General features: G+C 69.8%; 9 protein-coding genes. 7 read left to right on the forward strand and 2 right to left on the reverse strand.

The genetic code is table 11. The features are described 5' to 3' along the window. Positions 1–42: 42 nt before the first annotated feature. Positions 43–1,101, forward strand: coding sequence for an ABC transporter substrate-binding protein (locus QM638_RS01465; protein ID WP_415140155.1), 1,059 nt, complete (start codon positions 43–45; stop codon positions 1,099–1,101). A gap of 14 nt (positions 1,102–1,115) precedes the next feature. On the opposite strand, the gene cls is transcribed toward QM638_RS01465, so the two are convergent. Next, positions 1,116–2,576 carry a cardiolipin synthase gene (cls, locus tag QM638_RS01470; protein WP_415140156.1) on the reverse strand — a complete coding sequence of 487 codons (1,461 nt, stop codon included), beginning with the start codon at positions 2,574–2,576 and terminating at the stop codon, positions 1,116–1,118. 271 nt (positions 2,577–2,847) lie between these two features. Between cls and QM638_RS01475 the strand changes: the two genes are divergently transcribed. After that, positions 2,848–3,909 (forward strand): DUF3533 domain-containing protein, encoded by a 1,062-nt coding sequence (locus tag QM638_RS01475; RefSeq protein ID WP_415140157.1) that lies wholly within the window; start codon positions 2,848–2,850, stop codon positions 3,907–3,909. Positions 3,910–4,043: 134 nt separating this feature from the next. Here QM638_RS01475 and QM638_RS01480 read toward each other — a convergent pair whose 3' ends face one another. Further along, the gene (locus tag QM638_RS01480) at positions 4,044–5,663 is read right to left on the reverse strand and encodes an arylsulfotransferase family protein (RefSeq protein WP_415140158.1); all 1,620 of its coding nucleotides are present in this window, start codon (positions 5,661–5,663) and stop codon (positions 4,044–4,046) included. Between the two features lie 177 nt (positions 5,664–5,840). Here QM638_RS01480 and QM638_RS01485 point away from each other — a divergent pair, with 177 nt between their 5' ends. The 5 genes from QM638_RS01485 (at position 5,841) to leuS (ending at position 14,154) form a co-directional block, all read left to right on the forward strand. Next, on the forward strand, positions 5,841–7,097 hold the full coding sequence (locus QM638_RS01485) for an imelysin family protein (protein ID WP_415140159.1): 1,257 nt from the start codon (positions 5,841–5,843) through the stop codon (positions 7,095–7,097). Next, the gene (gene efeB, locus QM638_RS01490) at positions 7,094–8,359 is read left to right on the forward strand and encodes an iron uptake transporter deferrochelatase/peroxidase subunit (RefSeq protein ID WP_415140160.1); all 1,266 of its coding nucleotides are present in this window, start codon (positions 7,094–7,096) and stop codon (positions 8,357–8,359) included. Before QM638_RS01485 ends, efeB begins: the two co-directional genes overlap by 4 nt. Positions 8,360–8,425: 66 nt before the next feature. Further along, complete coding sequence (locus tag QM638_RS01495) at positions 8,426–10,717, forward strand: alkaline phosphatase family protein (RefSeq protein WP_415140161.1); 2,292 nt, start codon at positions 8,426–8,428, stop codon at positions 10,715–10,717. Positions 10,718–10,847: 130 nt separating this feature from the next. Further along, positions 10,848–11,282: an imelysin family protein gene (locus tag QM638_RS01500; protein WP_415140162.1), complete on the forward strand. Its 435-nt coding sequence runs from the start codon at positions 10,848–10,850 to the stop codon at positions 11,280–11,282. A gap of 388 nt (positions 11,283–11,670) precedes the next feature. Beyond that, positions 11,671–14,154, forward strand: coding sequence for a leucine--tRNA ligase (gene leuS / locus QM638_RS01505; protein ID WP_415140163.1), 2,484 nt, complete (start codon positions 11,671–11,673; stop codon positions 14,152–14,154). The last annotated feature ends 97 nt before the right edge of the window (positions 14,155–14,251 follow it).

Consider the following 14,251-nt stretch of genomic DNA (forward strand, 5'->3'; position numbering starts at 1 on the left):
GCGCGAGCCTGTTCCCCGCTGATGGCATCCGAGGAGGATCCGATGACCGACCCGCAATCGAGCATCTCTCTACCCGACGTTGACGACGAGTTCGCCCGGATCGTCGACGAGCTGACCCGCCGTGGTCTCCTGGCCGGTGGCGCCGGGGGTGCTGCCCTGTGGGCGGTGGCGGGTTGTGCCGGCCACGATCCACGGAGCGCGACGGCGTCCTCGGGTGCGACCGACACGGAGCGCACGGTGACCACGACCGCCGGCACCTTCACGGTGCCGCGTAACCCCGAGCACGTGGTGTGCATCGACTACTTCACGGCCATCTTCCTGGTCGAGCTCGGCCTGACCCCGATCGGGGGGATCGACTACTCCTGGGTGAATGCCGCCAGCATGTACGCCGGCTACGTCCCGGCGCTGAAGAAGCTGGCGAACATCGGCCAGATCTCCTCGACCAATTTCGAGAAGGTCGCAGCGCTCGACCCCGACCTGATCCTGGGGCCGACCCCGGGGAGCCGCTACGACAACTCCAAGGGCGCCATGTCGAAGCTGAGCTCGGTCGCGCCGGTCGCCTCGGTCGACTTCGGCCAGACCGGCGACTGGCGCGGTCCGCTGAGGCAGACCGCCGAGCTCGTCGGCCGGATGGCGGAGCTGAAGCCGTTGATCGCCTCGTACCGGGCGAGCATCGCGGCGGCCAAGCAGACCTACGCCGACCTCTTGGCGAGCACCGTCGTCTCGGTGGTGGACTACAGCCAGAGCGGCAGCTTCGCCCTCGACCTGCCGGCGTCCACCGATGGCGTGGTGCTCGCCGATCTGGGCGTCCGCTTCGGGAAGGCGAGTGCCGCGAACGGCACCAGCACCCGGGAGCTGTCGCTCGAGCGGATCGGCGACCTGGCCGACTCCGACATCATCCTGTTCCGCGCCGACGCGAAGGGCGCGCCGACCAATGGCCTCGACGACGTGGTCGGGCTGAGCGCGTGGAAGGAGTTGCCGGCGGTCAAGGCCGGCCATACCTATCCCATCGGCTGGGCGGACGTGTGCACCTATCGCTGGGCCGAGCAGGCCGTCACCGACCTCACCTCGATCTTCGACGACTACCGCGGGGACGGCTGAGCCGACCGGCGCCGCTACTGCAGGGCGGCGGTGAGGCGCATGACGTTGTCGACGTACCGGCGCAGCGGTGAGCGCGCGTTCCACTCCGCGAGCGTCAGCTCCCGGCACAGGCTGCGATAGGTGTCCTCGACCCTGCGCAGCTCGCGGACCGCCGCCACGTCCGGCATCATCAGGCAGATCTCGTAGTTCAGCGCGAACGAGCGCATGTCCATGTTGCTCGACCCGACCACCGCCACCGTGTCGTCGATGGTGAAGTGCTTGGCATGCAGGATCGCCGGCGAGGGATAGAGATGGATGCGCACGCCGGCCTCGAGCAGCTCGCGATAGTAGGAGGCCTGGGCGTGGCCGACCATGAACTGGTCCGAGGTCTCGCTGACGAAGAGCTCGACCTCGACGCCACGCTGGGCGGCGGTGGTGACGGCGTACAGCAGGGACTCGTCGGGCACGAAGTACGGCGAGGTCAGCGAGATCCGCCGAGTGGCGCTGTAGAGCAGCGCGGTGAACATCCGCAGGTTGTTCTCCTGCGGATAACCCGGGCCGCTGGGCACGATCTGGCAGGGCGTCCGGGCCGGCGCGGCCGGGTCCAGCTCGGCACGCCGCCGGCCGATCTCGACCAGCTCGCCGGTCTCCACGTACCAGTCGGAGGCGAAGACCGTGTTGACCGCGCCGACCACCGGACCCTCGAGCCGGACCATCAGCTCCACCCAGCGCCGGCCGGCCCGGTGGTTCTTCGGCTTGTTGTAGCCGGGCTCGGTCAGATTGAGCGATCCGGTGAAGGCGACGGCCCCGTCGACCACCACCAGCTTGCGGTGGTTGCGCAGGTCCGGCCGACGGAACCGACCGCGGAGCGGGTCGATCGGCAGCATCGGATGCCACTCCAGCGCCGTCTCGCGCAGGCGCTCGAGCATGCGTCGGTAGCCGGGGATGCCGCGCGAGCCGAGGTGGTCGAAGAGCAGCCGCACCCGCACCCCTCGTTCGGTCGCACGGATCATCGCCTCGAAGACCGGAGCCGTCACGTCGTCCCAGGCGGTGATGTAGAACTCCACGTGCACGTAGGAGGTGGCGGCATCGATCTCGGCCGCCAGCTGGGCGATCAGCTCGCCGTAGTCGGGACAGAGCCGCATCTGGTTGCCCTCCACCATCGGCAGCGCGCCGAGCTCGGTGTTGAGCGCCACGATGGTGCGCACCGGAGGGTCGAACCGGCTCTCGTCGTGGGGCATCGGGAGCGCGGTGACGACGGCCCGGATCGCCGCGGTCGCCTCCTGCTGCCTCGCCAGCCGGTGTCGGCCGAGGTCCCGACGGCCGAAGAGGCCGAAGATCGCGAAACCGATGATCGGCTCGACCAGGATCAGCAGCAGCCAGGCCATCCCGGTGGACGGTTTGCGGTTGCCCGGGATGATGCCCAGCGCCACCAGCCGCAGCGCGATCTCCAGGGTCAGCAGGAGGGCTCCGAGAATGACCAGTACGACGTGCACGGGCGGCTCCTCGGCGGCGACGCGGCGATGTTGCGGCCGACCGTAGCGGATCTGGTCCGTCGTGTCGCCGCAGGCCGGGGTGTGTGAACGACCGACACGTCCGAGAACTGCCGATCGGGCGTATCCGTTGGTTTCGACGAGCTCGACCAACGAAAGACTCCGCGGTACCGGCGGAACTCGTCATCCCGATAACGTGTGGAGGCACGCGCACCGGCGCGGACGAGCAACGCGGCTCGACCCATCTCGTTCATGGTGATCCAGGAGGCTGCCGATGACCGAACAAGCACCGCAGGACCGGGTCGAGGAGTCGAAGACGTTCTGGGCCGAGTTGCAGGACGCGGTCTCGCCACGGACCGTCGCGTTGGTCGTCGGGGTGCTGTTCGTGCAGGTGGCGTTCGTCGCCTCCTACGTCGGCGCGTTCCACCACCAGAGCCCGAAGGACATCTCCTTCGGGGTGGTCGCCCCGACCTCGTCGGCGGCGCAGCTGGCGAGCAGCCTCAACGCCGAGGACGGACACCCGGTCAGTGCCGAGGTGGTCGCCGATCGCGCCACCGCGGCCGCGCGGATCGAGCGGGCCGACCTGTCGGCGGCGCTGGTGGTCAGATCGAGCGGCAAGGACGAGCTCCTGGTCGCGAGCGGCGGCGGTGCCTCGCTGGTGACGGCGGTGGAGACGATCGCCAAGCAGTACGAGTCCGCGCAGGGCCGACGCATGAAGGTGACCGACGTGGTGCCGCTGCAGTCCGGCGACGCCCGTGGCCTGTCCGGCTTCTACCTGGTCATCGGATGGCTGGTCGGCGGCTATCTGGTCTCCTCGTTGCTGGGCGTCGCCAAGGGCTCGCGACCGGCGAACCCGAAGCGGGCGGCCATCAGGCTCGGCGCGACGGTGCCGTACGCGATCTGCTCCGGCCTGGGCGGAGCGCTGGTGGTCGACCAGTGGTTCGGGGCACTCACCGGTCACTTCTGGCCGCTGGCGGGTCTCGGCGCGCTGCTGGTGCTCTCCGCGGCGACCGTCACCATGGCGTTCCAGGTACTCTTCGGCGTCATCGGCATCGGGCTGACGGTGCTGCTCTTCGTGGTGCTCGGCAACCCCAGCGCCGGCGGTGCCTACCAGAGCCAGCTGCTGCCCGAGTTCTGGCGGGCGGTCGGCGGGTGGATCCCCAACGGCGCCGGCACCGACGCGGTGCGGCGGATCGTCTACTTCGGCGGACACGGCATCGCCGGCGAGCTCTGGCTGGTCGCCGGCTACGTCGTGGTCGGGGCGGCGATCACCATGCTCGCCTCGCTGCGGCACGCCCACCGGCGTGAGGCGCACCGGCACCTGGCGGCCGGCTGACGGTGCGTCTGCTGGCCGCCACGCCGGGGCGAGCCAGGGTCTCGTGCACAGCGCCCCCATGGGTCCGATGGCCCAACCCGATGGCCCAACCCGATGGCCCAACCCGATGGCCCAGCTCGCTGACTCAGCCCGGCTCAGGCCGACGGCGCGCCGACCGCACGCGAGCGGCCGAGCACCTGCCCGTCGGAGTCGAGCGCCTCGACGCGGATCCACGGGCGCGAGTCGACGTCGATGTCGGTCTCGAAGCCGGTCCGCCGCACGGTGGTCAGCTGCCGCATCCGCTTCCTCGACCTGCCGCCGAGCACCCGCCAGCCGGCCACCTCGGTGGCGCCGTTCCAGCTCGCGCTCACCTGCAGCCCACCCGCCTCGGTCGCCGTGACGGCGATGTCGGGATCGGTGCTCGGCGTACCGGTCCAGGCGTGCTTGGCGGCCCGGTAGCAGCTGACCCCCAGACCGGAGACCTCCCACAACGCGGTGCCGTCGCCGGCGAACTCGGTGATCACCGGCTGATAGCCCCAGCCGACCAGCACGTTGCCGCCGCCGAGCGGCCGCACGCTGCCCATCGTCGGCGAGACCATGCCGGACCTGGTGTACTCGGCGCTCAGCGTGACCGTCTTCGCGTCCTCGTCGGCCGCCAGCACGAGGCCTCGCGAGGAGCCGGTGGTGGAGTCGGTGTGGTTGTCGAAGACGCTGAACGTGGTCGCGGAGCGTCGCCGTGCGTGGTGCTGCCAGAGGAAGGTCGCGTCGTCGGCGATCTCGAAGTCGCTCCGCTTCCCGCCCATCCGCCAGCGCACCCGGCCGCTGTCGCGGTCCAGCGAGTAGACGGTGTGGGTGTGGCGTGCCGAGACCAGCAGGGTGTGGTCGGTGTCGGCGGAGACGGCGTTGATGTGGAACGCGTCGTACGGGTCGTCGGCGGTGACCGTGTCCCCGACCTCCTGGTAGCTCTCGGTGAGCTCGATGTGGTCGCTCGCCGTCCAGTCCAGCAGCACCGCCCCGGTGGCGACATCGATCTCCTGCACGTGGCAGTCGAAGATCCAGCCGTCGGCCGGGCCGCCGATGCCGGTCAGGTCCCGGCTCACCGACGGGTACGACGTCAGCAACGCGGTGCCGGCATCGGTGAGCTCGAACTCGTGCAGGTCCGCGAGCAGGCCGTTGCCGCACCTGACCGAGGCGATCTGCCGATACGAGCGGTCCAGGATCACGCCCCGTCCCTGACCGTTGCCGGTGGCGACCAGGCCGGTCCAATAGGTGAGCACCGGCTCACCACGGTAGGTCTGCACGCGCAGATCGGTGGCGGTCCCGCCGTCCGGGGCGATCCACACCGGCTCACCGTCGGCGTCGTAGATGACGCCGCGGAAGACGTCGTCCAGCTTGGGGGTGGCGAACAGCAGGCCGGCGTCGAGCTCGCCCGGAGCCAACCGGGTGACCGTGACCTGTGCCGCCGTGGCTGCCGTGCTCCGGTAGTGCAGCACCGTCGGCGTCGTACCCTCGTCGCTGGAGGAGTCCGCCGAGTCGTCCTCGGCGTGGATCGCCGCCCAGCTGCCGGTGGCACCGAGCGCGATGCCGCCGGCGCCCACCAGGAGGGTGCGGCGGGTCGCATGTCCACCACCGGTCCGCGGTCGATCGGCCGAGCGGTCGTCGCTGTCGGGTCGGGCGCTGTCGGGTCGGGCGCTGTCGGGTCGGGCGCTGTCGGGTCGGGCGCTGTCGGGTCGGGCGCTGTCGGGGATCTGGTCGCCGGCGTCGTGGGGAGGCACGCCCAGCACCGTAGAACGGCGAGTTGTGGATCACCAACGGGCCCGCCACCGGGCGGCGGCGGGTGCTCGGATTAGAGATCTGTTCATCGTCTATCTATCTAACCGGCGCTCGCCGGTCCGCCGTGCTCCCCAGACTTCCTCCGAGTGTGCCTGATCGGGCACCGGGAGAGGGTACGGGTGGACGAGCAGGACACGGTGGAGGCGGGGTCGTCGCAGCAACGTCGCGACCGGGCCGGATGGCGTCGTTGGCCGGCGTTGGTGCTGGTGGCGGTGGTCGTGCTGACCGCGGTGGCGATCGTCGTACGGGCCACGCACGGGGGCAGCTCGGCCGAGGCGGAGGCGCCGCACGCGGACGAGTCGATCGCGGGGGAGGCGGTGACCGTCGGGGTGGACACCTGCGGCGGGCAGTGGGACGGCGGTGAGGCCGGTCCCCTGTCGCTGGCGCTGTGGAACAACTCCATCCAGCCGATCGAGGTCTACCTCGAGCAGCCGTCCACCAAGAAGGTCTATCTGGACGCCGAGAACCTCGGTGCCGGCGCGACCCGGCACTACACGGTGACCCTGGGCCCGGGCACCTATCGCTTCTACTGCATGCCCTCGGACGCCGACCCGGTGACCGGCCAGACCTGGAAGCTGACCGGCAGCTACTCCGGCCAGACCACGCCGGGCATGGTCCCGGTGACCGTCAACGACCTCATCCCACGGCTCGACGACTACATCGCCTGGGTGCGCGGTCAGCTGCCGTCGCTGCGTCGCCAGGCGAAGCGGCTCGACGCCGACGTGCGCGCCGGCGACCTCGCCGCCGCCAAGGGTGACTGGCTGACCGCGCACCTGCACTACGAGACCCTCGGGGCCGCCTACGACGCGTTCGGCGACGACGGCGATGCCATCGACGCCTCGCCGAGTGTGGGCGTCGACCCGGTCACCGACCCGGACCTCGCCGGTTTCCACAAGATCGAGGCGCTGTTGTGGGCCGGCCGCCCGGCGGCGGCGATCAGGCCTCACACCGCGGCGCTGGTCACCGCCATCGACCATCTGCACCACGATCTGGTCAACCCGGTGCTCACCACCCAGATGATCGGCCTGCGAGCCCACGAGATCCTGGAGGACGCGGTCAAGTTCGAGCTCACCGGGCTCAACGACGCTGGCAGCGGCACCGGTCTGGCGACCATCGACGCCAACCTCGACGGCACCGTGCACGCCTTGAAGCCGATCCGATCGCTGTTGACGTCCCGCGACCCCGACCTCGCCGAGACCTACGCCTGGATCGCGCGCTCGCGCAAGCTCGTCGAGAGCTACCACACCGATGGTCGCTGGCGCGGGCTCGACTCCCTGACCGAGCGGCAGCGCGAAGAGCTGAACGCCACTCTCGACCAGACCGTGGAGCTGCTCTCCGAGGTCGCGGTCATCACCGACCCGAGGAGGAGCCGATGACAGGGCAGTGTCCGGTGAGCGGACGGCTGAGCCGACGAGGACTCTTCGGCGGGGCCGTCGGCGCCGCCGCGGCGGCGCCGGCGCTGTGGGGAGCAGCGGCGATGGCCGCGGACACCAGCTCGGCCCAGGCCAGCGGCGAGGCCGCCGACACGGCGGTCGCCGAGTCCTACCCGTTCGAGGGCGAGCACCAGTCCGGCATCCTCACCCCGGTACAGCGCTCGGCGGCGTACGTCGCCTTCGACGTCACCGCCGCCAACCGTGGCGAGCTCCGCGAGGCGCTGCGCAGCGTGACCGAGGTGGCCCGCTTCCTCACCAAGGGGGGTACGCCGCCCGACCAGGGCCTCCTGGAGACCACCTGGAGCAACGGCGTGCTCGGCCCGACGATCCCGGCCGACGGACTCACCGTGACCACCAGCGTCGGCGCCAGCCTGTTCGACGACCGCTACGGGCTCGCCGACCGCAAGCCCGCCCGGTTGCGACGGATGGAGGCCTTCCCCAACGACGCGCTGGACCGCTCGCGCTGCGACGGCGACCTGCTGCTGCAGGTCGGAGCGAACAACGCGGACACCGTCGCCAGTGCACTTCGCCTGATCGCCCGGCACACCCGCGGCGCGCTGCAGGTCCGGTGGCGCCAGGACGGCTTCTCCTCACCGCCCCGTCCCAGCGGCACGCCGCGCAACCTGCTCGGCTTCAAGGACGGCACCGGCAACCCCTCGGTCAGCGATGCCGACGCGATGAGCCGGCTGACCTGGACCGTCGCCGGTGGTGACGAGCCCGACTGGGTGAGCGGTGGCAGCTATCACGTCGTCCGGGTGATCCGGATGTTCGTGGAGTTCTGGGACCGGGTCTCCCTGCTGGAGCAGGAGAACATGTTCGGCCGCTCCCGGGACACCGGGGCGCCGCTCACCGGGACCGACGAGTTCGACACCCCCGACTACGCGAACGACGCCGGCGGCGACGCCATCAAGATGGACGCCCACATCCGGCTCGCCAACCCGCGCACCGCCGCGACCGCGGACCAGCAGTTCCTGCGCCGTTCGTTCAACTACGACGCCGGCACCGACGTCAACGGCGACCTCGACATGGGGCTGATCTTCACCGCGTTCAACCAGGACCTGGAGCGTCAGTTCGTGACGATCCAGAAGCGCCTCGCCGACGAGCCCCTCGTCGATTACATCTCGCCGGTCGGCGGCGGCTACTTCTTCGCGCTTCCCGGCGTGAAGTCGGCCGGCGACTGGTTGGGCCGGGCCATGTTCGCCTGACGGACCGCCCGGTGACCCACGCAAGCCAACACTGCGCAAGCCAACACTGATGGAAGGAACCCCGGGATGAGAAAGCCCAAGCTACGGCTGCCTCGCGCCCTCACGGGCACAGGGCTGGTGCTCGCCGGTGCGGGTCTGGTCGGAAGCTCGCTGACCTACCTGGCCGTACAGAACGCCTCGGCAGACGATGCCGTCAGCACCACCACCCCGATCAAGCACGTCGTGGTCCTCTTCGACGAGAACATCTCCTTCGACCACTACTTCGGCACCTACCCGTACGCCAAGAACGACGCCGACGAGACCGATGCGCCCACGTTCACCGCGGCGACCGGCACCGAGGTGCCGAACAACTACAAGGCCGACTCCACGCTGATCTCGGCGAACCCGAACAGCACCAAGCCGTTCCGGCTCGGCTGGGACGACCGGTGGACCTGCTCGCAGAACCACAACTACACCCCCGAGCAGGAGGCCGTGGACGGCGGCAAGATGGACCTCTTCCCGGAGAACACCAACGGCAGCTGCACCGCCAGCAGCGGTCCCTCCGGCGCCGCGGAGAACATGGGCTACTACGACGGCAACGTCGTCACCGGGATGTGGAACCTGGCGCAGAACTACGCGCTCGGCGACAACTCCTGGGACGTCACCTTCGGACCGTCCACCCCCGGCGCTCTGAACGTCGTCTCCGGCCAGACCTACGGTGGCATCGCCTACGACTCGACCAGCGACGACAGCGACCCGACCGCAGCCAGCTCGCAGACCGCCAGCGGCTTCTCGGCGGTCGACTCGAGCACCGGCATCGGCACCGTGATCGGCGACCCGGACCCGGTCTACGACGACTGCTCGGACACCAACCACACCGCCAGCAGCAACACCGTCGGCATGCAGGGTGAGAACGTCGGCGATCTGCTCAACGAGAAGAACATCACCTGGGGCTGGTTCCAGGGCGGCTTCACCCCGACCGCCGACTACGACCCCGACAGCGACGTCAACTACGCCGTCTGCGGCTCGACGCACACCAACATCAACGGCAACACGGTCACCGACTACAGCCCGCACCACAACCCGTTCGCCTACTACAAGTCGACCTCGAACCCGCACCACTACCCGGGCACCGACGGCGTCACGATCGGCGCCGACGACCCGACGAACGACGACACCAAGACCGGGGCGAACCACAACTACGACCTGTCGGTCTTCGAGGACGCCGTCGCGAACGACGAGCTGCCGGCGGTCTCCTACGTCAAGGCCGCGGCCTACGAGGACGCGCACCCGTCGAACTCGGACCCGATCGACGAGCAGGACTTCCTGATCCGTGAGATCAACGCGATCGAGTCCTCTCCGGAGTGGAAGTCGACGGCGATCGTGATCGCCTACGACGACTCCGACGGCTGGTACGACCACGAGGCGCCGACCATCGTCAACCCGTCCTCGACCAGCGACGACGCCGACATCTGCACCGCCGCCGCGCAGACCGCCGACCCGATCGCCGGGGAGGAGGACCGCTGCGGTCCCTCCCAGCGGCTGCCGATGCTGGTCATCTCGCCGTACGCCCGGACCAACTACATCGACCACACCAAGCTCTCCCAGGCCTCGGTGGTCAAGTTCATCGAGGACAACTGGGGTCTCGGCCAGATCAGTGACGACTACGGCGACGGAGCCGTCAACGACTCCTTCGACACCGACTCGACCATCGGCGACCTGACCTCGATGTTCGACTTCCAGGACCCGACCGGTCGCACGGTCAGCTTCAACGACGACGGCACGGTGGCCTCGGCCACCGACATCAAGGTCACACCGGCGGGCGGGTACGCCGCCTCGATGTCGGCCTCGGTGCCGCGCCTGACCTACGGCAAGGCCGGCACGGTCACCGCCAAGGTCACCAGTGACGGCGACCCGAACGGCGGCGTGGTGGAGACCAAGATCGACGGCAAGGTGGTCAGCGACACCGCGGTGAAGGGTACCAGCGCCAAGATCAAGCTCCCGACCACGCTCACGGCGGGCAAGCACACCCTCAAGCTGGCCTACCAGGGCTCGGCCGACACCAAGGCCGGTGCGACGGTGTCGAAGACGATCACCGTCGCCAAGGCGAGCAGCAAGGTGAGCGCCAAGGCCGGCAAGGTCAAGAAGAACAGGACCGTCGTCACGGTGAAGGTCACCGAGCCGGGCTCCTCGCTCGCTCCCGGCGGCAAGGTCTCCGGCACCGTCAACGGCAAGAGGATCGCCGCCAAGTCGCTCAAGCACGGGAAGGCGACCTTCTCCGTGACGGTGAAGAAGGGCAGGAACGTGCTCGTCTTCACCTACGCCGGCGACGCCAACCACACCTCCGCGAAGTCGGGCAAGATCACCGTGCGCGACTGAGAGGCTCCGGCCTCCGCGCTTCGGTTGCCCATCGGCGCCCGCCCCGTCTCGGGGCGGGCGCCGTGGTGCGGACGCCATCGCCTGTGCACGACGTCGTACGGCGACCCGAACGCGCGGGTAGGTTGGCTCCATGGGGGAGCCGAAGGACATCGAGGCCCGGGTGGGCGACCTCGAGGCGCGTGTCGACGACGTCGGTGCGGAGACCCGGGTCGCCGGTGAGGACGCCTCCGCGGCCCGGCAGCTGGCCGCGGCGAGCGATCGGGATGTTGCCGATCTGCGCACCGACCTGCGCGGTTTCCGCCGCGCCGCCACCGGCAGCTTCAACGCGCTGCGTGCGGACATGGCTGACATGCGGACCGAGATGCGGCAGGGCTTCGCCGAGACAGACGCGAGATTCGCTGCGATGGATCGAGGACTCGCGACCGTGGACACGGGGTTCGCGGAGATCCGTGGCCGGCTCGACGGCACCGCCTCTGGGCTGGCCCAGATCGCCGACCTGGTCACCACCCTGATCGACCAGGAGGGTGGGAGCCGACTCGAGGGAGGAGAGCCCGGCGGACCGTGACGAAGCGCGGCTCTCCTGAGCCAGGGCGAGAAACGGACCATGCCGAGAGATGAAGCACTCCGTTGCCCGGAGCGTCTGGCGGATGAGATGGGGGGGTCCCCATCCGCTGACTGTCGTCGCGGGCAACGGAGCGCTGACATCTTGTCATGCGAGGGGGAGCCGGGCAACACCGCGACACGCCTGAGGGTGCGATAGACTTTCGGGCGTGCTGACGGCCGAGCTGCTTCTTGACTCGCCGCGCTGACCGGAATCTCGACGATCAGGTCACGCGGCAACCCCTCCATGCGAGGGGTTTTTTCATGTCAGAAGGGCCGCCGACGGCACCCGAAGCCACCCGGCAGGACCAACGCCGGAGGATGTGACGACGCGCGGTGAGCAGGAGATCGAGATGACGCAGGAGCAGGCCGAGCAGGCGACGTACGACGCCGAGGCGCTGCAACGCAAGTGGCGGCCGGTCTGGGAGCGCCTCGACCCGTTCCGTGCCGGCCAGCTGCCGGGGGCCGAGCGCAGGTACGCGCTGACCATGTTCCCCTACCCCTCCGGCGACCTGCACATGGGCCACGCCGAGGTGTTCGCCCTGCACGACGTGCTGGCCCGCTACTGGTGGCAGAAGGGCTACGACGTCCTCAACCCGATCGGCTGGGACTCCTTCGGCCTGCCCGCCGAGAACGCCGCCATCAAGCGCGATCAGTACCCCGCCATCTTCACCTACGACAACATCGAGACCCAGGCGGAGTCGATGCGCCGCTACGCGGTCAGCTTCGACTGGTCCCGGCGGCTGCACACCTCCGACCCGGAGTACTACCGGTGGACCCAGTGGCTGTTCTTGAAGTTCCGCGAGCAGGGACTGGCCTACCGGAAGAACAGCCCGGTCAACTGGTGCCCGAACGACCAGACCGTGCTGGCCAACGAGCAGGTCGTCGACGGTCGCTGCGAGCGCTGTGGCGCCGAGGTGACCAAGCGCGAGCTGAACCAGTGGTACTTCAAGATCACCGACTACGCCCAGCGGCTGCTGGACGACATGGAGCCGCTCGAGGAGAGCTGGCCCGCCAAGGTGCTGGCGATGCAGCGCAACTGGATCGGTCGCTCCGAGGGCGCCCACGTCGACTTCGACCTCACCCTGGCCGACGGCTCGACCAGGACGATCACCGTCTTCACCACGCGTCCCGACACGCTGTACGGCGCGACGTTCATGGTGGTGGCCGCGGACGCCGGACTGGCCGCCGAGATCGTGGCCCCGGCGCGGCGCGAGGCGCTGGAGGGCTACCTGGTCGAGGTGCGCAAGAGCTCCGACATCGACCGGATGGCGACCGACCGGCCGAAGACGGGCGTGGATCTGGGCGTGGTCGCCACCAACCCCGTCACGGGTGAGTCGATGCCGGTGTGGGCCGCCGACTACGTGCTGGCCGACTACGGCACCGGCGCGATCATGGCGGTGCCGGCGCACGACCAGCGCGACCTCGACTTCGCCAAGGCGATGAGGCTGCCGGTGCGCACCGTCATCGACGTCCCCGGGGCGGAGAACCCCGAGGAGACCTACGTCGCCACCACCGGTGACGGGGCCTACGTCAACTCACCCCTGCTCTCCGGGCTGAGCGACAAGGCCAGCGGCATCCGGGCGATCATCGAGAAGCTGGAGGCCGACGGTCGCGGCCAGGGCACCGTCAACTTCCGGCTGCGCGACTGGCTGCTGAGCCGGCAGCGCTTCTGGGGTGCCCCGATTCCGATCATCCACTGCCCGTCGTGCGGCGAGGTGCCGGTGCCCGAGGACCAGCTGCCGGTGGTGCTGCCCGAGCTGAAGGGCGCCGACCTGAAGCCCAAGGGCGTCTCGCCGCTGGCGGCCGCCGCGGAGTGGGTCAACGTCGCCTGCCCTTCCTGCGGCGGCAACGCGACGCGGGACACCGACACGATGGACACCTTCGTCGACAGCTCGTGGTACTTCTTCCGCTATGTCTCGCCGCACTTCGAGGAGGGTCCCTTCGACCCCGAGGCCGTGCGGGAGTGGATGCCGGTGGCGCAGTACGTCGGGGGCGTCGAGCACGCGATCCTGCACCTGCTCTACAGCCGGTTCTTCACCAAGGTCCTCTACGACCTGGGCATGATCGACTTCGTCGAGCCGTTCAGCGCCCTGATGAACCAGGGCGAGGTCATCAACGAGGGTCGCGGGATGTCGAAGTCCCTGGGCAACGGCGTCGACCTGAGCAGCACCATCGACGAGTTCGGCGTCGACGCGGTCCGGCTGACGATGGTCTTCGCCGGCCCACCGGAGGCCGACATCGACTGGGCCGACGTGTCGCCGGCCGGATCGCTGAGGTTCCTCCAGCGTGCCTGGCGGCTGGCCGGCGACGTCGAATCGGCGCCGGGCGTCGACGTCTCCGGCGGTGACCTGGAGCTGCGCAGGGTGACCCACCGGGTGGTCGCCGACACCGAGCAGCTGATCGAGTCGCAGCGATTCAACGTCATGGTGGCCCGGGTGATGGAGCTGGTGAACGCGACCCGCAAGGCGATCGACTCCGGCTGCGGTCCGGCCGACCCGGCGGTGCGCGAGGCCAGCGAGGCGGTGGCGATCCTGCTGTCACTGGTGGCGCCGTACACCGCCGAGGAGATGTGGGAGCGGCTGGGGCACCGGCCCACCGTCGCCCGTGCGGGTCTGCCCGAGGTCGACCCGGAGCTGCTCGTCGAGGACACCGTGACCGCGGTGGTCCAGGTCCAGGGCAAGGTCAGGGCCCGGCTGGCGGTCTCGCCGTCCATCGGCGACGACGACCTGGAGACGCTTGCCATGGCCGACGAGACGGTCCGCAGGGCGATCGACGGTCGCGCGGTGCGCAAGGTGATCGTGCGCGCGCCGAAGCTGGTCAACGTCGTCGTCTGACCGGACCGGTCCGATCCCGGGCGACCGCGCCGAGCCGGAGATGGCCGACCCACCGGCGGCGAGTCGTCCCCGCCGGTGGGTGGCGTCCTCTGCGCCG

The sequence above is a fragment of the Nocardioides sp. genome (genome assembly GCF_047606145.1).
GTDB lineage: Bacteria > Actinomycetota > Actinomycetes > Propionibacteriales > Nocardioidaceae > Nocardioides.